Annotated in this window: 18 protein-coding genes; 14 read left to right on the forward strand and 4 right to left on the reverse strand. The window is 58.5% G+C overall.

The window, feature by feature from the left end:
- Nucleotides 1-38 precede the first annotated feature (38 nt).
- From EC9_RS04475 to EC9_RS04490, 4 genes are all read left to right on the forward strand, one after another.
- Nucleotides 39-1,496, forward strand: coding sequence for a DUF1501 domain-containing protein (locus EC9_RS04475; protein ID WP_232530013.1), 1,458 nt, complete (start codon nt 39-41; stop codon nt 1,494-1,496).
- Between the two features lie 54 nt (nt 1,497-1,550).
- Nucleotides 1,551-2,666, forward strand: a complete 1,116-nt coding sequence (locus tag EC9_RS04480; RefSeq protein ID WP_145342721.1) for an alkaline phosphatase family protein — start codon at nt 1,551-1,553, stop codon at nt 2,664-2,666.
- Nucleotides 2,667-2,878: 212 nt separating this feature from the next.
- Complete coding sequence (locus tag EC9_RS04485; RefSeq protein ID WP_145342723.1) at nt 2,879-6,100, forward strand: PAS domain S-box protein; 3,222 nt, start codon at nt 2,879-2,881, stop codon at nt 6,098-6,100.
- 96 nt (nt 6,101-6,196) lie between these two features.
- Nucleotides 6,197-7,456 carry a TCR/Tet family MFS transporter gene (locus EC9_RS04490; protein WP_231746007.1) on the forward strand — a complete coding sequence of 420 codons (1,260 nt, stop codon included), beginning with the start codon at nt 6,197-6,199 and terminating at the stop codon, nt 7,454-7,456.
- A gap of 49 nt (nt 7,457-7,505) precedes the next feature.
- Here EC9_RS04490 and EC9_RS04495 read toward each other — a convergent pair whose 3' ends face one another.
- Both EC9_RS04495 and EC9_RS04500 read right to left on the reverse strand, forming a co-directional pair.
- Nucleotides 7,506-7,937: a DUF1844 domain-containing protein gene (locus EC9_RS04495; RefSeq protein WP_145342725.1), complete on the reverse strand. Its 432-nt coding sequence runs from the start codon at nt 7,935-7,937 to the stop codon at nt 7,506-7,508.
- Nucleotides 7,938-7,967: 30 nt separating this feature from the next.
- Nucleotides 7,968-9,629 (reverse strand): CTP synthase, encoded by a 1,662-nt coding sequence (locus EC9_RS04500; RefSeq protein WP_145342727.1) that lies wholly within the window; start codon nt 9,627-9,629, stop codon nt 7,968-7,970.
- A gap of 184 nt (nt 9,630-9,813) precedes the next feature.
- On the opposite strand from EC9_RS04500, the gene EC9_RS04505 reads away from it, so the two are divergent.
- Nucleotides 9,814-11,361: a sulfatase family protein gene (locus EC9_RS04505; protein ID WP_145342729.1), complete on the forward strand. Its 1,548-nt coding sequence runs from the start codon at nt 9,814-9,816 to the stop codon at nt 11,359-11,361.
- A 70-nt stretch (nt 11,362-11,431) separates the two neighbouring features.
- The gene (locus EC9_RS04510) at nt 11,432-12,919 is read left to right on the forward strand and encodes a sulfatase (protein ID WP_145342731.1); all 1,488 of its coding nucleotides are present in this window, start codon (nt 11,432-11,434) and stop codon (nt 12,917-12,919) included.
- A gap of 517 nt (nt 12,920-13,436) precedes the next feature.
- Here the strand turns inward: EC9_RS04510 and purD are convergent.
- The gene (gene purD, locus EC9_RS04515; RefSeq protein WP_145282741.1) at nt 13,437-14,723 is read right to left on the reverse strand and encodes a phosphoribosylamine--glycine ligase; all 1,287 of its coding nucleotides are present in this window, start codon (nt 14,721-14,723) and stop codon (nt 13,437-13,439) included.
- 500 nt (nt 14,724-15,223) lie between these two features.
- Here purD and EC9_RS04520 point away from each other — a divergent pair, with 500 nt between their 5' ends.
- The 8 genes from EC9_RS04520 (at nt 15,224) to EC9_RS04555 (ending at nt 25,084) form a co-directional block, all read left to right on the forward strand.
- Nucleotides 15,224-15,994 (forward strand): cupredoxin domain-containing protein, encoded by a 771-nt coding sequence (locus EC9_RS04520; protein WP_145282743.1) that lies wholly within the window; start codon nt 15,224-15,226, stop codon nt 15,992-15,994.
- A gap of 107 nt (nt 15,995-16,101) precedes the next feature.
- Nucleotides 16,102-16,890: a cupredoxin domain-containing protein gene (locus tag EC9_RS04525; protein WP_145342733.1), complete on the forward strand. Its 789-nt coding sequence runs from the start codon at nt 16,102-16,104 to the stop codon at nt 16,888-16,890.
- A 192-nt stretch (nt 16,891-17,082) separates the two neighbouring features.
- Entirely contained in the window at nt 17,083-17,775 is a 693-nt protein-coding gene (locus tag EC9_RS04530; protein WP_145118226.1) for an SCO family protein, read from the forward strand.
- Nucleotides 17,775-18,230 (forward strand): DUF420 domain-containing protein, encoded by a 456-nt coding sequence (locus EC9_RS04535; RefSeq protein WP_145118228.1) that lies wholly within the window; start codon nt 17,775-17,777, stop codon nt 18,228-18,230. The genes EC9_RS04530 and EC9_RS04535 overlap by 1 nt, the downstream gene beginning before the upstream one ends.
- Nucleotides 18,231-18,250: 20 nt before the next feature.
- Nucleotides 18,251-20,530 carry an outer membrane protein assembly factor BamB family protein gene (locus tag EC9_RS04540; RefSeq protein ID WP_145342737.1) on the forward strand — a complete coding sequence of 760 codons (2,280 nt, stop codon included), beginning with the start codon at nt 18,251-18,253 and terminating at the stop codon, nt 20,528-20,530.
- The gene (locus tag EC9_RS04545) at nt 20,523-21,572 is read left to right on the forward strand and encodes an AAA family ATPase (protein ID WP_145090410.1); all 1,050 of its coding nucleotides are present in this window, start codon (nt 20,523-20,525) and stop codon (nt 21,570-21,572) included. Before EC9_RS04540 ends, EC9_RS04545 begins: the two co-directional genes overlap by 8 nt.
- 11 nt (nt 21,573-21,583) lie before the next feature.
- Nucleotides 21,584-22,471 carry a DUF58 domain-containing protein gene (locus tag EC9_RS04550; RefSeq protein WP_145342739.1) on the forward strand — a complete coding sequence of 296 codons (888 nt, stop codon included), beginning with the start codon at nt 21,584-21,586 and terminating at the stop codon, nt 22,469-22,471.
- A gap of 153 nt (nt 22,472-22,624) precedes the next feature.
- Nucleotides 22,625-25,084 (forward strand): glycogen/starch/alpha-glucan phosphorylase, encoded by a 2,460-nt coding sequence (locus EC9_RS04555; RefSeq protein WP_145118236.1) that lies wholly within the window; start codon nt 22,625-22,627, stop codon nt 25,082-25,084.
- Here the strand turns inward: EC9_RS04555 and EC9_RS04560 are convergent.
- On the reverse strand, nt 25,081-25,827 hold the full coding sequence (locus tag EC9_RS04560; RefSeq protein WP_145342741.1) for a spermine/spermidine synthase domain-containing protein: 747 nt from the start codon (nt 25,825-25,827) through the stop codon (nt 25,081-25,083). The two genes, EC9_RS04555 and EC9_RS04560, sit on opposite strands and share 4 nt — an antisense overlap.
- Between the last annotated feature and the right edge of the window lie 228 nt (nt 25,828-26,055).

The following is a 26,055-nucleotide window of genomic DNA, read 5'->3' on the forward strand; positions in this document are numbered from 1 at the left end:
ATCCCCCAAAAAATGCTCCCCTCTGAGATTGATTTGTCATGCAAACTTCATCACGTCGACAGTTGTTGTTGAATGCCGCCGGAGGGCTCGGCGGGATCGCCGTGGCCAGCATGTTGCATCAGCAAGGTTTGCTTGCTGCGAACAATGCACCACTGCGACCGCAGATCGATCCATCGCAACCGTTTGCCAGTCGCGACAGTCACTTTGCGCCGCGAGCGAAAAACGTGTTGATGATCTTCTGCAGCGGCGCGTGCAGCCAGATCGATACGTTTGACTACAAGCCGGAACTGATCAAACGGCATGGCCAACCGTTGCCGGGAGCTGAGAATCTGCTGACCTTTCAAGGCGCCCAGGGCAACCTCACCAAGAGCCCTTGGAAGTTCCGGCCGCGAGGCGAATCGGGCAAGATGGTCTCGGATCTGGTTCCGATGTTGGGAGAGCTTGCCGATGAGATGTGTTTCTTCCATTCGCTGACCGGCAAGACGAACACGCACGGTCCGGGCGAAAACTTCATGTCGACAGGCTTTACGCTCGACGGTTTCCCCAGCATGGGAGCGTGGCTGACGTGGGCGTTGGGAACCGAAAACACCGACTTGCCCGCCTACGTTGCGATTCCCGATCCGCGTGGCACGCCGCAGTCGAGCGTCAACAATTGGGGCCCCGGTTTCCTGCCGGCTGCGTTTCAAGGGACCGACTTCAACGCGGCCAAGCCGCTGCGGAATCTACAGCGTCCGGTTGGGATCGATGCGGAGACCGATCGGCGGACGCGGGCGTTTCTGCAGTCGATGAATCGTCGCCACTTGGAAGACTATCCCGGCGATTCGGAACTGGCTGCGCGGATTGCCAGCTATGAACTGGCGGCGCGGATGCAGTTGAGCGTGCCCGAGGTGAGCGATCTGTCGACCGAATCGGCGGCGACGCTGAAAATGTACGGTGCCGACGATACACAGAATTCGTTGAAGGCGGCCTATGCTCGCAACTGTATCTTGGCGCGGCGATTGGTCGAACAGGGCGTGCGGTTTGTGCAGGTCTTCAACGGGGCTTATCAAACCGGCGGCGAAGGTGTCAGCAACTGGGACGGGCACAAGGCGTTGGAACAACAGTACAGCAAACATGGTCCGGTGTTGGATCAGCCGACCGCGGCGCTGGTCCGCGATATGAAACAACGAGGTCTGTTGAAGGACACGCTGATCGTGTGGTGTACCGAATTCGGTCGGATGCCGACGTTTCAAGCCGGTGCCAGCGGCCGCGATCACAATCCCGATGGCTTCACCGCGTGGATGGCCGGTGCGGGCGTGAAGGCGCCGTACACTTACGGAGCGACCGATGAGTTTGGGCACAAGGCGGTCGAAAAAGTTGCCACCGTCTACGACTTTCACGCCACGATCCTGCATATACTAGGGCTCGATCACGAGCGGCTGACCTTCTACCACAATGGAATCGAACGCCGTTTGACCGATGTTCACGGACACGTCATCAAGGAAGTGCTCTCCTGAGCCAGCTCGATCGCCGCGTCTGTATTCCCTTCCAAACGCGGTGTTCGAACTGAGATGACCAAAACGAAAACCCTCTTGCTGCTGCTGATCGCCAGCCTCATCATCACCTGTTCCCCACGTCCGGCCAACGCGGCTGATCGACGTACCGAAAACGTGGTCCTGATTTCGATCGATGGGCTGCGTTGGCAGGATCTCTTTTCCGGAGCCGACGCGCGATTGATGAACCGCGACGACGGCGGCGTCCGCGAACTCGATCCGCTTCGCCAGCGGTTTGACGCCAGTACGCCCGAAGCGCGTCGCGCTCGCTTGATGCCCTTCTTCTGGAGCGTGATTGCCAAGCAGGGGCAGGTCTACGGCGACGTCAACGCGGGAAGCGTCGTCCGCGTCACCAACGGTCGCTACTTTTCATATCCCGGATACAGCGAACTGTTGTGTGGTTTTGGCGACGAGACGATCGATTCGAATGCCAAGCGGCCGAACAAAAACGTCAGCGTTCTCGAGTGGCTCAACGGCAAGCCCGCGTATCGCGATCGCATCGCCGCGTTTGGTTCTTGGGATGTCTTTCCCTTCATCTTGAACCAGCAACGCAGCGAGATCTATGTCAATGCCGGCTGGCAGGACTTGGATGTCATTGGCAACGAAAGGGAACTGGCTCAGTGGAACCTGTTGTCGAACAGTCTGCCTCGCTATTGGAGCAGCGTGCGATACGATGCTTTCACCGCACGGGGCGCGTTGGAATACTTGAAAGTCAAACAGCCGCGAGTGCTCTACGTCGCCTTGGGCGAAACCGACGACTGGGCTCACGATGGTCGGTACGATCAATATCTCGACGCTGCGTTGCGATCGGATCGGGCGATCGAACAACTGTGGAACACGTGCCAGAAGATCGACCAATACCGCGACAAGACGACCTTCATCATAACCACCGATCATGGCCGCGGCGACGATCGCGTCGGTTGGAAGAGCCACGGGGCGTCGATCCCCGGATCGGAATTCATCTGGATCGCCGTGTTGGGCCCCGATACGCCGCCGTTGTCGAAACCATCGACCGCGGAGTTGACGCAGGCGCAAGTTGCGGCGACCGTTGCCGCGGCGTTGGGCGAAGATTTTACCACCAGCGACAACCGAATCGCCAAGCCATTGACCAAGGCGTTTGACGTCTCTCCGTAGCCGAGAAGCAAGCGTTGCGACGGTGCGAGCCCAAATCAGCCGTCACGCGTTAGCGTCCGGTTCCCTCGGACAATCGGACGCTAACGCGTGGCGGCTGATTTCTCAAATTGGCGCCGGTTCGCCCGGCGCGACGGTGGCGAAATTTGTAACGCCGCCGCTGAATTGGGTTACGATGGGAGGGGGGAACATCGTGTTGGTAAAGGGGACGATTGATGCGCAGCCGAAAACGGTTTATGTCGCTTGTCGCAGGGGGCACCCTCGCGTTGGCGGTGCCGTTGTGCGGAGCGATGCTTGCGCAGCGTATGTTTCCCGAGGCGCGGTTCCAACATCTGCCGCTCCATTCGCTGTTGGAAGCGACGGGCGGTTTGATCGCGATCGCGATCGCCAGCATCTTGATCGTCGAACGGGCGCGACGCGAAAACAACCGGCACTACCCGGTGATGGCCGCCGCGCTGATTTCGATGGGCGTGTTGGATCTGTTCCAAGCCGGCGTTGCGGTCGGCGATAACTTTATTTGGCTGCACAGCGTAGGGACGTGTCTGGGCGGTGTCGTCTTTGCCTTGGTTTGGTATCGCACCTGGTTGCAGAAGCACGGTGCGCGGTGGATGCCCAGCATCGCATTGGCCGCCAGCGTGAGCCTGGGGACACTGAGTTGTTTGTTCGCGGCGTCGTTGCCGACCATGATCTGGGCCGATCAGTTTACGCTGGCGCCACGATTGCTGAACGGGATCGGCGGGCTGGGCTTTCTGATCGCCTGCGGCTTCTTTACCCGTCGGTTTTATCTGGCCGGACGCTACGAAGACTGGCTGTTCCTGTCCTGCACTCTGATGCTCGGAACCGCAGCGATCTTATTCGGACTCTCGACGCTATGGGATGCCACGTGGTGGTGGTGGCATCTGCTGCGGATCTTCGCCTATGCTGCCGCCCTGGCCTACGCGATGCAGGTCTTTTTTCGGACCGAAACCGAATTGATCCAGTTGAACCGTCAGTTAGTTGTTTCGAACAAGACGCTCGATGAAAGCGTTCGATCGACGACAGCCGATCTGCATGTGGCGCATCGCGAGCTGGCCAAGCACCAGCATCTGTTGAGCACGTTGGTCGAAAACATCCCCGACCCCGTCTTCTTCAAGGATCTCGAAGGTCGCTTTTTTCGAGCCAACCAGGCGATGGCTTCCAGTTGCGGATTGGAGAGTCCCGAAGCGATGTTGGGCAAGACCGATGCCGATATCTGGACAACGGAATTCGCACAGCAGACCGATGTCGACGAACAAGCGATCATCCGCAGCGGCAAGCCGTTGATCAACAAAGAGGAGTTGTTGGTCCGCCCCGATGGCCGACAGCGATGGGTGCTGGTGACCAAGATGCCGCTGAAGGATGAGACGGGCAACGTGGTCGGAACCTGTGGGATCGCACGCGACATCACCGAACGCAAGCACCAGGAGGAACGCATCTCGCGGATCAATCATCAGCTGGAACACCTCAACGAAGAGCTGCTGACCAGCGAGAAACGCTACCGCGGGCTGGTCGATCATTCTCCCGAAGCGATCTTGATGCTCGATCTCGAGTCGCAATTGTTCGTCGATGGCAACGACAGTGCGCTGAAGATCTTTGGGATCACGCGAGAGCAATTGCTGCGATCGCGCCCCAACGATCTCAGCCCGCCGCTGCAACCCGATGGGAAAACGTCTGACGAGAAAGCACACGAATACATCCGCCAAGCTTATGCAGAGGGAGTTGCCGTCTTCGATTGGGTTCACCAACGCATCGACGGCGGGCTAGTCGAATGCGAGGTCCGGCTGGTCAGCCATCCCGACCGCAACCGGCGAATGATCCGAGCCAGCGTGATCGACAACTCGTGGCGGAAATCGCTGGAACGTGAACTCCGCAGCGCTCGCGATCAAGCGGAGCGATCGAGTCGCGCGAAAAGCGAATTCCTGGCCAACATGAGCCACGAGATTCGCACGCCGCTTAACGCCGTGATCGGATTGACCGAAGCGGTCTTACGGACGGAGCTATCGGAATCGCAGCGCGATCATTTGAGCACGGTCGTCGATTCCGCTGAATCGCTGCTTTCGGTGATCAACGATATCCTGGACTTCTCCAAGATCGAAGCCGGCCATTTGCAGATGGAGCACGCCGATTTTAATCTTCGCGATCTGTTGGACGATACGCTCAAATCGCTCGCCCTTCGCGCCGAGCACCGTGGCAACGTAATGTTGTGTGATTGCGATGCCGACGTCCCGGTGACGCTTGTCGGCGATCCGTTGCGGTTGCGGCAAGTGATGACAAACCTGTTGAACAACGCGATCAAGTTTACCGAGCGGGGCGAGATCCTTGTGCGCGTCGGCGTGGCCAAAAGGATCGGTGACGATCGCGTGCGGCTGCATGTTGTCGTCAAAGACAGCGGAATCGGGATCCAGCCCGACCAGATGGATCGACTGTTCGAAGCCTTTGAGCAAGCCGATTCGTCGACGACGCGGCAATACGGCGGCACCGGTTTAGGGCTCAGCATCTGTGCCCAGTTGGTCAAATTGATGCAGGGAAAGATCTGGGCGGAAAGCGATTCGCAGCACGGCAGCGAGTTCCATTTTGAAGTCGAGTTTGGTGTCGCCAGCGGCGAGCCGCAAGTGCTTCCCGACGGCGACCTGTTGGTTGGCGTTGGCGTTTTGGTCGTCGAACCGAATCCAACCAATCGGGCGATCTTGGAACAGATGCTGGTTGCCAAACAGATGTCGCCGATCGCTGTCGCATCGATTCCGGAGGCGTTGGAAGTGATCGACCGCAGCCCCGCGACGCCTCATCCGATTCGGGTCGCGTTGTTGGACGACCATGTCGGCGATCCGCAGTCGTTGCTGCAAGCCGCCGGCGATGGAAAGACTCGGTTGCCGATTCGTGTCGTTGTGATGGGCATCGTCGAAGGGCAACGAGATGCCACCGCGGGAGCTGCGGCGTGGCTGACTAAGCCGGTCAAGCAATCGGAGCTGTTTCAAGTGCTGTGCAAAGTATTGCAAAGCGACCGCCCGAGAGTGACCGCGGTTCCCGTTGCCGCCACGCCAGAGATCGTGCTGCCGCCGCTGGATATCCTGCTGGTCGAGGACAGCGTGGTGAACCGAACCGTTGCGATTGCGATCTTAAAAGGTCATCGGGTCGAGATCGCGGAAAATGGTCGGCAGGCCTTGGAGCAACTGGAACGGCGAGCGTTTGATGTCGTCTTAATGGATGTGCAGATGCCCGAGATGGATGGCTACGAAGCGACCGCCGCGATCCGCCGCCGCGAACAGGGAACCGATCGGCATCAATACATCATCGCCATGACGGCGCATGCGATCCAAGGCGATCGCGAGCTGTGTCTGGCGGCGGGGATGGACGACTACGTCTCCAAACCGGTCCGCCGCGAAACCTTGATTGCCGCGATTGCCAAAGCGAATCCTTGATCCTGCTTTACCTTTTGCCAGCCGTCGTACAAAATGGCGGCTTAACGGAATCAAGGATCACGCGTCGATCGCGTTGTTCAACACAGCGGAGCGACAGTGAACAAGCCCGGGCAACGGCGACAAGCCGCTATCTCTTTCATCCTGATCACCCTGTTCATCGATATCTTGGGGATCGGGATCATCATTCCCGTGCTGCCCGAATTGGTGAAAAGCTTCGTCGAGGGGAGCACCGCCAACGCTAGCTGGTATGTCGGTGTGATCGGTTCGGTCTACGCGTTGATGCAGTTCATCTTCGCCCCAATCGTCGGAGCACTGTCGGATCGCTTCGGTCGCCGACCGGTGATCCTTTGTTCGCTGTTTGGCCTCGGCGTCGACTTCATCGTCCAGGGCTTGGCGACCAATATCGGTTGGTTGTTTGCCGGACGGATCTTTGCCGGCGTGATGGGAGCCAGCATCTCGACCGCCAACGCTTATATCGCCGATGTTTCGACAGCCGATACGCGGGCGCGTAACTTCGGCTTGGTCGGAGTCGCTTTTGGAATGGGCTTTATCATCGGACCAGCGCTTGGCGGTTTGCTGGGTGCTTTCGATTTGCGGTTACCATTTTTTGTCGCCGCAGGGCTGGCGCTGGTGAACTGGTTGTACGGCTATTTCATTTTGCCCGAATCGCTGCCGCCAGAGCGTCGCAGCAGTTTCACGCTCGCCAAAGCCAATCCGCTGGGGTCGCTGCAACGCCTGCGTCAGTATCCGATCGTCGCGGGGTTAGCCGTTGCGATCGTCTGCACCTCGCTGGCCCAACGCGGCTTGGAAAACGTCTGGGTTCTGTACACCGGATATCGATTCGATTGGAATCAACAGACCAATGGACTCGCCTTGGGGCTGGTCGGATTGATGGCGATGTTGGTGCAGGGAGGACTGGTGCGGCCGACGATCAAGCGGTTTGGTGAACGTCGCACCGTTCTGATCGGCGTGACGATCTCCTTCATCGCATTTCTCGGATACGGATCGGCGACGCAGGGCTGGATGATTCCCTGCATCATCATCTTCGGCGGCTTTGGCGGAGTCAGCGGGCCGGCGATGCAGAGTCTTGTCGCCGGGGCGATCGACCCGTCGGAGCAAGGGAAGGTGCAGGGAGCGCTGACGTCGTTGATCAGTCTGACCAACGTGATCGCACCGACGTTTTTCACCGCCGGATTGTTCAGCTACTTCATCTCCGACGATGCCCCGATCCACTTACCGGGGATTCCTTTCTACGTCGGTGCGGCGCTGATCTTTACAGCGCTGTTGATCATCCGCCGCGTCTTTCGGCGGATTCCAGAGACCGAACAAGTCGAAGCGGGCAGCTTGGCGACTTGATCTTCGCGGTTTCAGTCGTTTGTCGTCGGGCAATTTCTGCCCGACGCGATTACATCGATACGAACAACATCCGCAACTGGTGCAGCGTCTGCGTTAAGTTGTCGTGTTCCTGACCGGTCAGGTTTCGCTTGGTCTTTTCTTGCAGCATCGCCAGCGTGTCGATGTAGTGCTTGGCGATCGCTTTGTTTGGTTCGCTTTCACCCGTCATCGGGTTGGGAACCTTGCCCAGCGAGATCAAGGCTTGAGAGCCGAGCATCGCCACCAGCATCTCAAACGATGCGGGAGGTGGTTCGATATCGCCAGCGGGCTGCGAATCGTCCGCCGCTTGAGACTCTTCAGTCGCCGCGGGCGTTGCGTCATCCGGAGTGCTCTCGGCAGCTGCTTGCTTCTCCGCCAGAGCTTCCTTTTCCTTTTGAACCTGCGTTTTCCAATCGTCGTCGATGATCAGCTTGGGTTCTTTTTCTTCGTTTTCTTCGCTCATGATTTTTGCAAAGTTGTAAGGGATAAAAAACTAGCTGGAGGCCGAATCGGGAGCCGGCTGTGAAGCGGCCCGATCGTGTTCGGTCTTGTTGATTCGGCGTTGGATCGCGGCTTCGATGAAGCCCGAGAACAATGGATGAGCCGACAGCGGCTTGCTCTTGAATTCCGGATGGAACTGAACCGCGACGAACCAAGGATGCTCGGCGATCTCGATGATCTCGACCAGTTCGTGGTCGGGGCTCGTCCCGGCGATCCGCATCCCGTTGGCTTCGAATTGGCTGCGATAGCTGTTGTTGAACTCGTACCGGTGGCGGTGGCGTTCGACCACTTCGTCGGTGCCGTAACACGCCGCCGATTTGCTGTGTCGGTCGAGCTTCGCTTGTTGAGCTCCCAACCGCATCGTGCCGCCCATCTGCGTGATGTTGCGTTGTTCATCCAACAAGCAGATCACTGGGGTTTGCGTATCGCGGTCGAACTCCGTCGAATGGGCGTCGGTCAATCCGATCACGTTGCGACCAAATTCGATCGCGGCACATTGCATGCCCAGACAGATTCCGAAAAACGGAATGTTCCGCTCGCGAGCGAACTGAATCGCCTGCACTTTGCCTTCGATGCCTCGCTCGCCAAAACCGCCGGGGACCAAGATGCCGTGATATCCCGACAGCATCCGTTCGACTCCTTCGCGTTCGATATCGGCGCTTTGCACGCGGCCGATCCGCAGTTGAGCCTTGTTGGCGATTCCCGCGTGATCCAACGATTCGTAGATCGATTTGTAGGCGTCTTTGTGTTCGGCGTATTTGCCGACGACGGCGATGCTGATCTCATGCTGCGGATTCCGCATCGAGTGCAGCATCTCCGACCAACCGGTGATGTCTAGCGATTTAGCGTTCAGCCCCAGTCGCTTGATGATCAAGCTGTCCAGTTTGTTCTCGACCAGACTCAGCGGGACCTCATAGATCGAGAAGTCCTTGTCCTTCTCTTCGATCACCGCTTCCAAGGGGACGTTGCAGAACAGAGCGATCTTTTCGCGATCCTCGCGCGTCACGCTGTGTTCGGTGCGGCAGATCAGGATGTCCGGTTGGATACCGATCTCACGCAATTGGCCAACGCTGTGCTGCGTCGGTTTTGTTTTCAGTTCGCCCGCGGCCTTCAGGTAGGGGATCAGCGTCAGGTGAATGTACAGGCAGTTTTCCTTGCCGACATCCAGCGAAAACTGGCGGATCGCTTCCAGGAAGGGCAAGCCTTCGATATCGCCAACCGTGCCACCGATCTCGGTGATCACGACGTCGACGTCGTCGTCGTCGCCCAGCTTTTGCACGACCGATTTGATCTCGTCGGTGATGTGCGGGATCACCTGGACCGTTTTGCCCAGGAATCGCCCCTGGCGTTCCTTTTCGATCACCGACAGATAGATCTGACCGGTGGTGTAATTCGAATCGCGGGAAAGCGGGCCGTTGGTGAAGCGTTCGTAGTGCCCCAGATCCAGGTCGGTCTCGCTGCCGTCGTCCAGGACGTAGACCTCGCCGTGCTGGTAGGGGCTCATCGTCCCCGGATCGACGTTGATGTACGGGTCCAGCTTCTGCATGCGGACGCGCAGTCCACGTTGTTCCAACAGCATGCCAATCGATGCGCTGGTCAAGCCTTTGCCAAGGGAACTTACCACGCCGCCGGTTACGAAAATGTGCTTTGTCATGGGAAAATATCTTAGCCTGTTGCCCCCGGTCGCGTGAAGGGACCGAAGCCAAAGTCTTGAGTTTGGCGGGCGGCCCGGTTAAAGTCCCAGAAGCCCCGATGCGCGATCCGATGCCAGTGATGCGTGTCTTGGGGGGCTGTGTTTGTTTTTAGTTCCTGTCGAACCCACGTCTTGAGAACCTTTCATGCGTTGTCTCGTTGTATCGGTCGTCCTGTTCATCAGTTGCCTAGGTGTTGGCGGCGACGCGACGGAGGGCAAGGCGCAAGCCGCAGAACCATCGCGGCCCAACATCGTCTACATCTTGGCCGACGATATGGGGATCGGAGACGTTCAGGCGTTTAACCCCGAAGGCAAGATCGCCACGCCGGCGATGAACAGGTTGGCTGCCGAGGGGATGCGTTTTAACGACGCTCATTCCGGTTCGGCCGTCTGTTCGCCGACGCGTTACGGAATTCTGACCGGCCGCTACAGCTGGCGGACGCGGTTGCAATCGGGAGTCACCTGGGGCTATTCGCTGCCGTTGATCGATTCCCAGCGAATGACCGTCGCGTCGATGCTGAAGTCGCAGGGCTACAACACCGCCTGCATCGGCAAGTGGCATCTCGGCTTGGAGTGGGGGCTGAAAGATCCTTCGAAGAAGCCGAGCGATGATCCGAGGGAGCCTTGGGACAACATCGACTTTGCCAAACCGATCACCTCCGGCCCGCTGCAGCTTGGGTTCGACACCTTCTTCGGCATCTCGGCTTCGCTGGACATGCATCCTTATGTCTACATCGAAGACGATCATTTGACCGACATCCCGACCAAAGAAGTGGCTGCGTCGGGCGGGAAGAAGTTTTGGCGCAAGGGGCCCGTCGGCGATGACTTCCAACACATCGGCGTCTTGGATCGCTTGACCTCCCGCGCCGTCGACTACATCGAGACACAATCCGCCGACAAACCGTTTTTCCTCTATTTCCCATTGCCTGCGCCCCACACGCCGATCATTCCGACCGAAGCGTTTCAGAACAAGAGCGGCCTCAACGAGTGGGGTGATTTTGTGATGCAAGTCGATTCGGTTGTCGGTTCGGTGATGCAGGCGATCGAAAAACAGGGGCTCACCGACAACACGTTGATCATCGTTACGAGCGACAACGGCGCGACACCGAAAGCTGATTTTGCGGAGCTGAAGGCCAAGGGGCACAATCCGAGTTCGGTCTACCGCGGCAACAAAGCCGACGCGTTTGAAGGCGGCCACCGCGTGGCGTTCATCGCTCGCTGGCCCGCCGTGATCGCCGCCGGAACCGCTTCGGACGCAACGATTTGCCACACCGACCTGCTGGCGACGGCGGCGGAAGCGACCGGCGCGGAACTGCCCGCCGACGCGGCTGTCGATTCGGTCAGCATGTTGCCGTTGATGAAAGATGCCGACACGCCGACGGTTCGCGAAGCGACGGTCCATCATTCGGTCAACGGTTCGTTTGCGATTCGTAAGGGCTCGTGGAAGCTGATGTTCTGCCCCGGATCGGGCGGATGGAGCACGCCGCGTCCGCCTGCAGCGAGAAAGCAAAAGCTGCCGCCGCTGCAGTTGTTCGATCTGGCGACCGACATCGGCGAAACCAAAAACGTTGCCGACAGCCACCCCGAGGTCGTTCAAGAATTGAGCCAGTTGATGGCTCAATATATCGAGCGTGGTCGCAGCACGCCGGGTGCTGATCAAGAGAACGAAGTCGAAATCCGGTTGATGAAATAACCTACTCGGCTGCAACTGAAATCGAGTCAACGCCCTCCCCTTCCACAACACCAAACCCCATAGACTCTCGATGACCATAGCTCGTGCGCTTCGTTGCCTGATGTTTGCGATAGCCGTTTGTTTCACGTCGGCTGCGTTTGCTGCGGATAAGCCCAACGTGATCCTGATCTTCATCGATGACATGGGCTGGGGCGATATCGGTTGTTACGGCAACGATTTCGTCGACACGCCGCGGATCGATCAGCTGGCCGCCGAAGGGATGCGGTTCACCGATTTTTATGCCGCGGGAGCTGTCTGTTCGCCGACGCGATGTGCGCTCCAATCGGGACAGAATCAAGCTCGGATCGGGATCACCGCTCACATCCCCGGCCACTGGCGTCCGTTTGAACGGGTGATCACGCCGCAGACGACGATGGCCTTGCCGTTGGATACGGTCACGGTGGGCGAATCGATGCAGCAGGCGGGATATAAGACCGGATATATCGGCAAGTGGCACCTGGGAGATTCGCCCGGCTTCCTCCCCGATCGCCAAGGCTATGAATATTCGGCGGTCATCAACGGGCCGCATCTGCCGGGCAAGTTTCGTGTCGCCGGACGCAAGGACATCAAACCGAAGCCGGGGCAATACCGGACCGACTTCGAAGCCGATCTGTGTGTCGACTTCATCGAACAGAACAAATCGAAACCCTTCTTTTTGATGCTCTCTCCGTTTGCGGTTCACATCCCGCTTGGAGCGATGTCCGAAAAGGTGCAGAAGTATCAAGACAAAGCAAAAGCGACGGGGCGCGAGCTGCCCAATCCGATCTACGCCGCGATGATCGAGCATTGCGATGACATGGTCGGCCGGATCGTCGACGCGGTCGAGGCTCAAGGGCTGACCGAAAAGACGATGATCGTCTTTACCTCCGACAACGGCGGGTTGTACCGACGCTACGATTACCGCCCTGCCGCCGATGACAACGTCAGTTCGCTGGCACCGCTGAAAGGCGAAAAGGGATCGTTGCACGAGGGAGGTGTCCGCGTGCCGTTGATCGTCAAGTATCCAGCCAAGGTTGCCGCCGGTGGCGTCTGTGCCGAACCGACGATCAGCTACGATTTCTATCCGACGTTTGTCGAACTCGCCAGCGGCAGCTTGCCGGCGAATCAGACGATCGATGGCGTCTCGTTGCTGCCATTGTTGGAGAAGCCCGATGCGACGCTACCCCGTTCCGCGTTGCATTGGCACTATCCGCACTACCACCACGATCGACCTGCCAGCAGTATCCGCGAGCGCGAATGGAAATTGATCGAATATCTCGATGGAACCGGCGATGTCGAGCTTTATCACATTGCGTCGGACATCGGCGAAAGCAAGAACCTTGTCGAAGAGAAAGCCGGCCGCGCGGCCGATCTGCGTCGCAAGTTGGCGACCTGGCGACATGAGGTCTCGGCACGGATGCCAATCCCAAATCCCAACTACGATCCGCAGCGAGCTGATCAGTGGTGGAATTTGCGATCGGGAAAACCTGTCGACAGCGACAGCCGAAAACGCTTTCCGCCGACCGAAAAAGATCTGTAGGTTGAGCGGATTGGGGCGCGATCAATCGAGCGAGGGGATCGTGTTCTCGCGCGTCCCGTGGTCATGCGTGGAGAACGTCTGGGCCTATCGATCCGACGGGTAGGCCCTCCCCGGAAAACGTCGCTAAACGCTCGTTTCCCGACCCTCACCAGCTTCGCTGGGCGAGTGAAGTCGTGTCGCTTCACCGTTCCTCAAACTCAGTTTGAAAGGGGAGCTTCGCTGGGCGAGTGAAATCGTAGCGTTTCACCCTCCCTCAAACGCAGTTTGGAAGGGGAGGGTCGAACGAGCGAAGCGAAGTTCGGGGAGGGGCGTCGCGCGGCGTTCGCTCCTGTCCGATGTGTTGTTAGACCCTCCCCGGAAAACGTCGCTAAACGCTCGTTTTCCGACCCTCCCAGCTTCGCTGGGCGAGTGAAGTCGTAGCGCTTCACCCTTCCCCCAAACGCAGTTTGGAAGGGGAACACCGACGCCAGCGGATGCCGTGTCTCGTTGGAAGCCTTTGCGAAAGCGGCGATGCAAATTAAAGGGCTTTGTCGCTGATGTCCTTGCGGCACCAGGCGCCGGGCCAGCGGATCTGCTTCACCGCGGTGTAGGCTTGCAGTTTGGCGTTGCTGATGCTGTTGCCAAGCGCCGTCACACCCAACACGCGTCCGCCGTCGGTTTGCACCGAACCTTGGGTCAGCTTGGTGCCGGCGTGGAAGACTTTGACATCTTTCAGTTTGGCAGCGTCGTGAAGGCCGGAGATCTCGCGGCCTTTGACGTAATCGCCCGGATAACCTTCGCTGGCCATCACCACGCAGATACTTGGACGTTCGTCCCACTCCGGCGGATCGATATCGATCAAGCGACCGTCGGCGACAGCTTCCAAGATGTCCATGATGTCGCTCTTCAGACGCATCAGCAGCGGTTGGCATTCGGGGTCGCCGAATCGCACGTTGTATTCGAGCACCTTGGGGCCGGTCGAGGTGATCATCAAGCCAGCGTAAAGAACGCCTTTGAACGGACGGCGGTTGCGTTTCATCGCGTGAACCGTCGGGACGATGATGTCCTCTTGGATCATCTCGATCATCTTCTCGTCGACGATCGGCGTCGGGCAATAAGCTCCCATGCCGCCGGTGTTGGGACCTTTGTCGCCGTCGTAAGCTGGCTTGTGATCTTGAGCGGCGGGGAGCATCACGATCGCATTGCCGTCGGTGATCGCTAGGATGCTCGCTTCTTGACCGATCAAACGGTCTTCGATGATCAGTTCGTTGCCAGCTTCGCCAAATTCACGCTGCCGAGTGATGCGGTCGATCGCGTCGAGGGCGTCCTCGCGAGTCGAACAGACGATCACGCCTTTGCCCGCTGCCAAGCCGTCGGCTTTGACGACCACGGGGACTGCGGAGTTCTCTTCGGGGTAGCGGTCTTTAATGAACCGCGCCGCATCGTCGCCGGTGCGGAAGGTTTGGTAGTCGGCGGTCGGGATGTCGGCAGCTTTCAGCAGGTTCTTGCAGAAGACCTTGCTCCCTTCCAGTTCCGCCGCGGCGGCAGAGGGGCCAAACGCGCGAAGGCCCGCGGCTTCCAAGGCGTCGACCAGACCGTTGACCAAAGGGACTTCGGGGCCGACGACCGTCAGGTCGATCGATTCGCGGCGAGCGAAATTGACCAAACCCTCGGTGTCATCCGCACTGATTGGGACGTTGGTCGCATCGACACCGGTTCCCGCGTTTCCAGGGGCTACAAAAACCTGTGAAACACGCGGGCTCATGCCAATCTTCCAGGCAAGCGCATGTTCGCGTCCACCGTTGCCAACCACCAACACTTTCATCAGTTTCGCTCCGCTCCCATCTGGGATTCTAAATTCTTCAGCCAACACAGCGGATCCGCGTCTCGATTTCCCGATGGATTCGCACTTTTGTTGCGATCATCCTACGTTCCGCAGCGATTCTGTGATAGCACCAGGCTACCTAGATGCAATGTTCCTAATGTCGATGCATGATCGGGCTGCGTGAACCTCGGAATTGTCGCTATTCTTCCGGAGCGGCAGGGGTAAGGTCTTTCCTTTTTGCGTTAAAGGCGTACAATCCTGTGCAGCCCACCAACTGCTATGATCTTCCGTCCCATATCCCACCTGCCCGGATGGAACTGCAGTTCTAATTTGCTCGTTCTATTCAGGCGTCGCCGCAGTTATAATCCACATCTGCGGCGACGCCTTTATACTTGCCCTTGGCGCTGCCGTTCGGACGGAGAAGAATTGACCCTCAAGCCAGACGCTTGTGCGTCGGCCCCAAAAAATCCGCAACACGATCTACGGAGCAACTGAGAAACATGCGATTTTTGATAATCTCGGCCTTTGTCGCCACCACGTTCCTTTCGGCCACCGCTGATGCCCAACAATGGGGCGATCTGAAGGTTAAGTTTGTCTTCAAGGGAGCCGCCCCCGACGCCGACAAGATCGCCGTCACTGTCGACAAAGAGTTCTGCGGCAAGCACGACTTGGTCGATGAGTCGTTGGTCGTTGGCAAAGATGGCGGAATTCAAAACGTTGTCGTCTACGCATACGACGGACGCGGTGGAGTCAAATTGCCTGCGATCCATCCCGATCTGGAAGGCAAGCCGAACACTCACGAACTGGCCAACAAAGATTGCCGCTTCGAGCCGCACATCGTGATCTGTAAAGCGGGCGACACGTTGAACGTCACCAATCCCGATCCCGTCGGTCACAACTGCAACTTGGCCTTCTTGGTCAACGCCGCTCAAAACTTCACCATTCCGCCGCTGAAGTCGAAGGAAGTGAAGTTGGACAACGCCGAACCTGCTCCGATTCCCGTCGCCTGCAACATCCACCCTTGGATGCAAGCGAAGGTTGTCGTTTTGGAACACCCCTACGCTGCCAAGTCGGATGAAAGCGGTACCTTGGTTATCAAGAACCTGCCAACTGGCAAGCTTGCTTTCCGTCTGTACCACGAAGCTGCGGGTCGCTTGAGCGGCTTGGAAGTTGCTGGCAGCGAAGTCAATCGCCGCAACGTCTTTGAAGTCGAAATCAAGCCAGGCGAAAACGATCTGGGCACCGTCGAACTCGACGCCAAACTGTTCTAAGACCGATCGTGAATCTCCGCATTCTGCGAATTATCAACCGGCAGTCACCGCGATCGCGGCGGCTGCCGGTTTTTTCTTGCGCCCGCCTATGCGGTCGTATTCCGCCGTTGCGCTCTCTGGGACTCGCTTTCCTAACGCTCTTGGTCGGCTTTGCTGGCCCGGCGTTCTCCGATGAAACCGATCGCTGGGGCGACCTGACGATTCGGTTTGTCTATGACGGCATCCCGCCTCAGCCCCGGCGGATCGCCGATCGCGTGGGCGAAGGGTTTTGTGGCGACATTGCGATGGTCGACGAAAGCTTGGTCGTCAACACGATCGATAAAGGGATCCGCGATCTGGTCGTCTACGCGTATGAAGGGCCTGGCGGCCGAGCTTTGCCAGCGGTCCATCCCGATGCGGTCGCCGGCGGCAAAGCCTTTGAACTGGCTAACGTCAACTGCAACTATGTCCCTCGTGTTCTGGCGATCACCTCCGGCGATGCGCTTTCGGTCGTCAACACCGACGTGATCGGATACAGCACGATGCTGGGGTTCATGGCAAATCGGGCGGAGAGCCTTTCGCTGCCCCCCAACGCTCGAGCGGAGCTCAATCCCCAGCGAGCCGAGCCGGCGCCGATCCCCGTCGGCAGTCTGCTGTATCCGTGGATGAAAGCGCGGTTGTTGGTGTTGGATCATCGCTATGCGGGGATCTCCGACGCGCATGGACGGATGACGATCGGCCGCTTGCCGGCGGGCGTTAAGCTGGCGTTTCGGGTCTACCACGAAAGAGCCAGTTTGCGCGGGCTGAAGATCGGGGGGAGCGAGGTGAATCGTCGCGGCATCTTTGAGCTGGAGATCCAGCCGGGAGAGAATGATCTGGGGACGGTCTCCATTTCCGCCGAGCGGTTTGGGCTTTGATGACGCTGGCCGACGGCTGCCGCAGCCACGCCAATACGCTCCCGATTGGCTGGATTCGGCGGCGCTGCAGCCTGCGTTTTTCCAGGCGAGCGGTTACAATAAATTGTCGCCTTTCGCTCCGCGAAAGTGCGAACCGCAAACGCACTTTCGCAGAGCGAAAGGCGACCATAAATAAGACACAAGAGAGAAATAATGAATCGCACGGCAATGCATGTGATGGTGATCTTGATCACCGGCATGGTGATTGGATTGATCGCCCGTTCGCGGCGGATCGAACGCGAGCAGGCGGAAGCGGCTCAGGTCCAGATGGAGGCCGAGGTTGCCGAAGCCGCTGTCGCGGAGCAGTCTGCTGCCAAGGAGCCGGTCGTGGTCGAAGGGGATGGTTGGTTGAGTGAGTTCGAGCTGACCGAACGCAGCGGCGAGACGGTGTCCAGTAAAGAATTGTTGGGGCAACCTTATGTCGTCAGCTTTTTCTTCACGACCTGCCCCAGCACCTGCCCGATGCAAAATGAGAAGCTGAAGATTTTGCAGGAGGAGTTTTATGGGAAGGGAGTTCGCTTCTTGAGCATCAGTTGCGATCCCGAGATCGATACGCCCGAGGTGTTGTCGGAATACGCCAAGCGATTTGAGGCGGATAAGGATCAGTGGTTGTTTCTGACCGGCGAACTGAATTACATCCGACGCGTGGGGGCGGAGGTGTTCCGGTTGCCGGTCAACCGACGCTTCCACACCGACCGTTTTGTTTTGGTCGGTGCCGATGGCGAGATCGTCGCGTTGTATGAATGGCCCGAACCGGAACAGTTCGATCGGCTGAAGAAGGACATCGGCAAACTGCTTGCCGGCGAGAAGATCGATGACTCGAAGGATGAAGGAAATGCCAGCTGATGGAATGGTTAGCGAGTAATCTGCCGCACGCGACTGCGTCGCTGAACAGTCTGGCGACGGTGCTGTTGGTGATCGGGTTGGTGATGGTCAAGCGAGGGAACTTGAAGGCCCATCGCAATGTGATGATCACATGTTTTGCCGTCAGCGGCCTGTTCCTGGCGTTGTATCTGTTGCACAAGGTCGCTTTGTTCCAGACAACCGGTTCGCCGAATCGGCGGTTCCCAACCGATGTCTCCAGCGCCGCGCGGACCGTCTATTTTACGATCCTCGGAACGCATCTGTTGCTTGCGATCACGGTGCCGCCGCTGGCGATTGCTGCGATCGTGCAGGGCCTGAAAGACAATCGGGAGAAGCATCGCAAGATCGTCCGATTCGCCTTTCCGATCTGGCTGTACGTTTCGATCACCGGCGTGGTCGTCTACTACATGTTGTACTGGGCCTATCCTGTCGCTTAGCTGAAAAGGCTGCCCATTTGATGCGGTTCCTTGTTTGCCAAGCGTTGCTCTTGCTGCTGATCTCGCCTGGGCTCGGATGGGCTCAGCGCGGCGCGGTGCCTGCCGATATTCCCGAGCTAGAAACCTCGGGCCGGATCGCGCTGCAGCAGATCGACCAATTGATTGGCGCCCAGTCGTGGGATGCCGCGGTCGATGAAATCCTGCGTCTTGCCGACACGTCGGGGGAGCGATTGATCCAAATCGATCTCGATCCCAACACGACTGAATCGCTGCAGCGTTGGGTTCCGGTTCGCGATTATCTGAACGACCGGCTGGTGCGGTGGGGCCTCGCCGCTCCCGAAGTCTTGTCGCGTTATCGCCAGCGGATCGACTCGCTGGCGGCTGCGGCCGTCGAGGCAGCCGCCACGCAGAAGGATCTCAGTCAAGCAGACAGCGCGGTTCGCGAGTTCCTTGCCAGTTCGCACGGCGATGCGGCGCTCCGATTACAAGCCGACCTAGCGATCGATCGCGGTTGGGCTCAGCGAGGCCGCGACGCACTGGTCCGCATCGATTCGCGGTTGCAAGCGACCGGCGTCGGGGAAAATCCCGTGGCGATGGTTCCCGCGGTCGCTTGGAATCCATTGCTCGTCAGGTACCCGGAGAGTGTGGCGGCGATTGCGGAGCAAGTGTCGCGCGACGACCGTGGCTTGAGTTTCGGATCCTACCGCGGCACCGCTCTCCCCTTGCCCGAGCTTGCGGCGCGGCTTCCTTATTGTTCGGTCCTGCAGGGAGACATCCCACGAGCCGAGCGCGAGCTGGCGTTGGTGCAAACGATGTTCGAAGCGTTTGCCGATTCACCTGCGGAGCAGACGTTGCGGCGGGCGATCGCCGCGGCGAAAGAAGAGTCGACCGCGTCGGATGCGACGGTTCGATTCGCAGAGTTTCCGATCTGGACGACTCCGCTGCACCGGATCGATCGCGATCCGACGCTCGATTCCGTCAGCGGTTCGTCGGGGGCGGCCGGCAGCCGGCGAGCGAGCTACTTTCCGGCGGTTTGGAACGGGCGTGTCTTCGTTCACGACGTGAATCGAATCGTCGGCTTCGATCTCCGCACGGGAGCCGGTTGGCCGATCGAAGATTCCAATGCGGCAGTCTTCGACACGGGGCAGCCGTCCGAGGAAATCTTGCCTCCCGCGGCGCTACCGGCATCGGGCTGGCCGCGATTCACGTTGAACGTGGTTGGCGATCGGATGGTCGCGCGGCTGGGACCGGCGGTGACCGGTTGGTTGCCGGTGATGCGGAAGCCTCCGGGAAGTGCGTCATCGGTGGCGGTGTTCGATCTCGACGGCGAGGGGCGTTTGTTGGACGCCTATCCGAAATCGCTCGACGCCGAAGAACTGGGCGACTACGAAATCGAAGCACCTCCGCTGTTGGTGGGCGATCGGATTTTCTGCGGGATCACGCGGCGTGCCGGTTCGCTGTACACAAGTCGCGTGCTGTGCATCGACCTGCGATCGGGGCAGCGGTTGTGGATCAGTCCCGAACTGGCGGTCGGGCCGATGCCCAATCAACCGCCCGCCAACCGCGTCTCGCATGCGACGGTCGCGTATCGCGAGGGGATGCTGTTCTATCACGCCAACTTGGGAACCGTTTCGGCGATCGATGCGCAGACGGGCAAGATCCGTTGGCTGGTTCGTTACGAGCGCGGTTCGGCACACGATAACCCTTTTCGGGACGAACCGTTTGTCGACGATCGCGATCTGTCGCCGGTGCTGTTGGATGCGGAGCTGGCGATTGTCGCGGCAGCCGATTGCGGTCGAGTGTTTGCGTTGGATTCGGCGACGGGACAGACGCTGTGGACCAGCGGGCCCGAACTAGCCGAAGACGTGGAGTGTCTGTTGGGGACGACGGCAACACACGTGATCGCTTCGGGAGATCGACTGTACTGGATCGATAAGTTCACCGGACGCGTCGACGCCGTTTTTGCTGGCGGTTCGACTTCACTGGCTGCCGGTGGATCGTCGCAGCCGCGGACGGCGGGACGCGGCGCGATCGCGGGGAATCGAATCTACTGGCCGACCGACGATGCGATCCTTGTCTTCGATGCGGTCCTTGCCGATACGGATACGAGGCACGCAATGCGGATGGTCGATCGGATCGATCTGTTGCCCAGCGATCTACGCGGCGGCAATCTGTTGATCCGCGACGGGTATCTGATCTTGGCGAGTCCCGATCGGTTGGCCGTTTTCGATTCCCGCGAATTCAAGGTTGCCACGATTGCCCCTGGCTCGCCAATCGGCGAAACTTTGAAGCATGAATGACAGCCAGAATATCGGTGACCGCGAGTTGATCGAGCGGTTGGCCAGCGAATACGCAGCGATTAAAGCCGAATTGGCCAAAGCGATCATCGGCCAGGAAGAGACGATCGAGCAGGTGATCACGGCGTTGGTCGCCGGCGGGCATTGTCTGTTGGTCGGGGTGCCCGGTTTGGCCAAGACGTTGTTGGTGCACAGTTTGGCATCGACGCTCAAGCTCGATTTCAGCCGGATCCAGTTCACTCCCGATCTGATGCCCAGCGATATCACCGGAACCGAGGTAATCCAACAGGATCGCGAGACGGGGGAACGGCAGTTCAAATTTCTGCCGGGGCCGATCTTCGGCAACATCATCTTGGCCGACGAGATCAATCGGACGCCGCCCAAAACGCAGGCTGCGTTGTTGGAAGCGATGCAAGAGCGGCAGGTGACCGCGGGCGGAACGCGACACGAATTGCCGAATCCGTTTTTTGTTCTGGCCACGCAAAATCCGATCGAACAAGACGGCACCTACCCGTTGCCCGAAGCTCAATTGGATCGGTTCATGTTCGACGTGCGGATCGATTACCCCAACGAAGCGGATGAATTGCAGGTCGTGCTGCAGACCACCGACGACAAAGAGGAATCGCTGACCGCGGTTGTCGACGGGGCGCAGTTGCTGGAGTTCCGTCATTTGGTTCGTCGGATTCCGATCGCCGAGCCGGTCGCGCGGTATGCGATGACGCTGGCTCGCGGCAGTCGGCCGTCGGATCCGCGAGCGTCGGACCAGGTGAAGAAGTATGTGCGTTGGGGAAGTGGCCCACGCGGCAGCCAGTACCTGGTGCTGGCGGCAAAGGCTCGGGCGGCGCTGCAGGGGCGGCATTTGGTCGAGCGAGACGATGTCGATGCGGTGGCGCTGCCGGTGCTGAGGCATCGGATTCGATTGAACTTCGCCGCCGAAGCCGATGGGCTGACCGTGGCGCAGGTCATCCAAGATCTGATCCAACGCGCTCGCCATGGCGCCGAACCGGCTGGCGTTGCGGCGGTGTTTCGAAATCCGACCTCCTAACGGTCGCTGCGATGTATCAAACGTTTGCCAAGTATTTGGATCACGACGCGTACACGGCGCTGAATGCTTTGCGTCTGAAGTCGCGGCATCGCTTCGCCGGTTCTGCGGCGGGAGAGCATCGCAGTTTTCGGATGGGGCAAGCTATCGAGTTCGCGCAGCATCGCCAGTATGCGCCGGGGGACGATCTGCGTTACCTCGACTGGAAGATCTACGGGCGGACCGACAAGTACTATCTGAAGCAGAGCGAAGACGAAACGGATTTGTGCTGTTACGTGTTGCTCGATAACAGCGAGAGCATGTCGTTTGCTGGCACCGATTCGGAAATTTCCAAGCTGCAGTACGCACGCAAGTTGGCGGTCGCGTTGGCCTTCGTCACGCTAGCGGGACAAGACCGGATCGGTCTGGGAATGTTGAGCGATCGCTTGTTCGACTATCTGCCGCCGTCGAGCGCCATCAGCCAACTGTCCCGCTGGGACGAGGTCTTTGAAAAAACGCCAGCTGCCGGGGGGACCGACCTGCCTAGTGGTGTGGCGCAATTTGTCGATCAGGCTCGGCAACCGGGGCTGGTCGTCTTGATCAGCGATCTGTTGGGACCCGAGCAGGGGCTGCAGGGAGCGCTGACGCTTTTGCGTGGTGCAGGACATGATGCAATTGTGCTGCATGTAATGGATCGGCAGGAGAGGGAGTTTCGCTTCGACGGCGAACTCCATTTTGAGGGTCTCGAATCTGCGGGTGAGGTCGATGTTAACGGCGCTCAGATACGCAATGCTTATCTAGAGGAGCTGGATAACTTTATAGAAAAGCAGCGCCAAAACTGTTGGGGGCTGGGATTTGAGTTTTCGACAGTGTTGACCGATTTACCCTTGGCGGCGGCCTTGTCGTCGCACTTCCGCCATTGATCGCGTCAGTGTCGTTATGGCAATTCGGGAGGCATCGGGTTTCATCTCCGTATCGGTTTGAGTTCTGCCATTCGGCGTGCCGATGCTTGTCGGTACGCTATACTTCGCCGTATTCGCGTATTTCGAATTGACCATAAACGAAGATTTGGATTGATGACAGCAACAACTTTAACCAAACCCGCGTCGATTGATCTCGCTGGCCTGGACGAAGAAATTCGGCGGCACCTGCACTATACCCTCGGGTATCACGAACGGGATGTTTCGCCTCGCTACGTCTGTCGCGCGACAGCTTTGGCGGTTCGCGATCGATTGGTGGGCAGTTGGCAGCAGACGCGCGACGCGATTCGTGAGACCGATCAGCGCCGCGTCTATTATCTATCGCTTGAGTTCTTGATCGGGCGTTCGTTGAGCAACGCGATCCAGAACATCGACCTCGATGGTCCCGCTCGCGAGGCGTTGCACCAATACGGTTTGAGCCTGGAAGAGGTCGCCGAAAAGGAGCACGATGCGGGACTTGGCAACGGTGGTTTGGGCCGCTTGGCAGCTTGTTTTCTCGACAGTTGCGCCAACTTGAAACTGCCGGTCGTTGGTTACGGCATCCGTTACGAATACGGCATGTTCCACCAACACATCGAAAACGGCCGCCAAATCGAAGATCCCGATCATTGGTTGCGCGATGGCAATCCGTGGGAGATGGAGCGTCCCGACGAAGCGCAGAACGTTCATTTCTACGGCTACACCGAACACTACCGCGACGACGAGGGAACACCTCGTTGTCGTTGGGCCGGCAGCCACGACGTCGTTGCCGTTCCTTACGACATGCCGATCCCGGGCTATCGCAACAAGACCGTCAACACGCTGCGGTTGTGGAAAGCGGCGGCGACCGACGCTTTCGATCTGGAAGAGTTCAATTCGGGCAGTTACCCCGAAGCTGTCGCGTCGAAAAACATGGCCGAACAGATTTCGATGGTCCTGTATCCCAACGATGCTAGCGAAAACGGGAAGGAACTGCGTCTGAAGCAGCAATACTTCCTGGTCTCGGCCAGCTTGCAAGATATCGTCAAGGATTGGGTCGAAAAGCACGGCGATGACTTCACCGACTTTGGCAAGAAGAATTGCTTCCAATTAAACGACACGCACCCCGCGTGTGCCGTCGCCGAATTGATGCGGATCTTGTTGGATCAGTATCAGATGGAATGGCAGCAGGCTTGGGAAATCACCACGCAGTGCATGGCATACACCAACCACACGCTGTTGCCCGAGGCGTTGGAGCGTTGGTCGGTCTCGCTGTTCAGCCGTTTGCTGCCGCGATTGTTGGACATCATCTATGAGATCAACCATCGCTTCCTGGCTGAAGTCTCCAAGAAATGGCCGGGCGATGTGGCGCGTCAACGCCGCATGTCGTTGGTCGAAGAAGGAGAGAATCCTCACATCCGGATGGCACATCTGGCGATCGTCGGCAGTTTCTCGGTCAACGGCGTTGCTGGGTTGCACACCGAACTGTTGAAGAGCGGTCTGTTCCAGGACTTCTATGAACTGTGGCCGAAGAAGTTCAATAACAAGACGAATGGCGTGACCCAACGTCGTTGGTTGGCGCACTGCAATCCAGGGCTTCGCGATCTGTTGAACGAGACGATTGGCGAGGGCTGGCAGACCGATTTGAGCCAGATCGAACGGCTGCGTCCGTTTGCCGAAGACGCTGCGTTTCGCAAGCGTTGGGCAGAGGTCAAACTGCAAAACAAGCGTCGCTTGATCGAATACGTTCGCCAGACAACGGGGATCGAATTCCAAGAAGCTGCGTTGTTCGACGTGCAGGTCAAACGGATTCACGAGTACAAGCGTCAGCTGTTGAATCTGCTGCACGTGTTGAATCTGTACGACCGGATCCAACGTGGCGACACCGCGGGGATGGTTCCGCGTTGCGTGTTGATCGGTGGCAAAGCGGCTCCCGGATATCACGTTGCCAAGATGATCGTCAACTTGATCAACAACGTCGCTAGCGTGATCAACGCCGATGAAAAAGCGAACGACCTGTTGAAGCTGGTCTTCCTGCCGAACTACCGCGTTTCAGCGATGGAAGTGATCTGCCCGGCGACTGAACTGTCCGAACAGATCTCGACCGCGGGTAAAGAGGCGTCGGGTACCGGCAACATGAAGTTCATGATGAACGGTGCTCTGACGATCGGAACGCTCGACGGTGCGAATATCGAGATTCGCGAACAGGCGGGCGATGACAATTTCTTCCTGTTCGGACTCGATGCGGCAGAAGTTGCAGAGACCAAAAAGGCTTACGATCCCAACAAGATTATCGCCGGCGACGAAGAGATCCAACGGATCATGGCGATGATCGAAGGTGGTCGGTTCGACGCTGGGAATCCTGGAACGTTTAACATCTTGACCGCCGGGCTCCGCAATCCTTACGACCCGTGGCTGACGATCGCCGATCTTCGCGATTACATCGACACGCAACGCAAGGTCGATGCGGCGTACCAAGATCAAGAGGGTTGGAACCGGATGAGCATCTTGAACACAGCCAACAGCGGCTGGTTCTCGAGCGATCGCACGATCCAACAATACGCCGACGAGATCTGGCAAGCCAAGCCGTTGGGCTAGGTTGCCGCATCCTGCTCCGGCTGAGGCAACTCAGCCGGATCGAGCTGTCGGTCGGTGGCGAAAAACAGCCAATCGGTTTGCCAATGGTCAACCAGAGCGTTGAAAGTCTTCACCGGTTCGACATGCACGCTTTCAAAGGTTTCTCGCAGCGCTACTGAAAACTGGCTGCTCTGGGCATACGACCAGACAGCCAGCACGCCATGTTCGGCCAGATGTGCTTTGGCCGCTAACAGCCCATCGCGAGTGTAGAAGCCGTTCTCTTCTTCTCCCAGTTGATCGCTGGGGGAATGGTCGACATCGATCACGATCAGGTCGTATCGATCCGTTGGCGATTCCGCCAGCCGCTGATAGACATCCCCCGCGATGATCTTCAACTGTTCCGCTGCGTTTAATTCGCTCGATAGCGGCACCAAACCCTGCCGCAGCCAATCGACAACTTGCGGAAGGTATTCGATCACGTCGACCGATGCGACGTTCTCATGCTTCAGCAGTTCTTGTGCTGTGTAGCCCAGCCCCAGTCCGCCGACCAAGGTTTTCAAATTGGGGCCGCCATGGATCTCGACGGCGCGGTTGGAGATCTGACGCTCCGAATCGGTATTCAGACTGCTCATCAGGAACTCGTGATTCAGCGTCACCTCGGTGACGATCGTCCCGGGTTGGGAGAGCAGTTCGCGGCGACGCAGGCAGAGCGGCCCCAGCGGCGAATCTTCGTAGGCCAAGATTTCAAAGTTGGGGCGTTCCACGATCGGATTCCTTGTCGGTGTCGGCAGAGGCCGGAGCACGTATGCAAACGATGAGAGATTGTCCCCATGGCTGCTGTGCTGCCTCGATGAGGACCGATGGCCAGATTGTAGCGAGCATCGTCGTTGGAAGACAGCGGCGCCGATCGCGAGCGGATCGCTGCCGAGCGATCGGGCAGTCGCTGGCGGTTGGAACCGGTTTGCAGATGGTAGGTGAGCAGCGATTGCTCG

The sequence above is a fragment of the Rosistilla ulvae genome, assembly GCF_007741475.1.
GTDB lineage: Bacteria > Planctomycetota > Planctomycetia > Pirellulales > Pirellulaceae > Rosistilla > Rosistilla ulvae.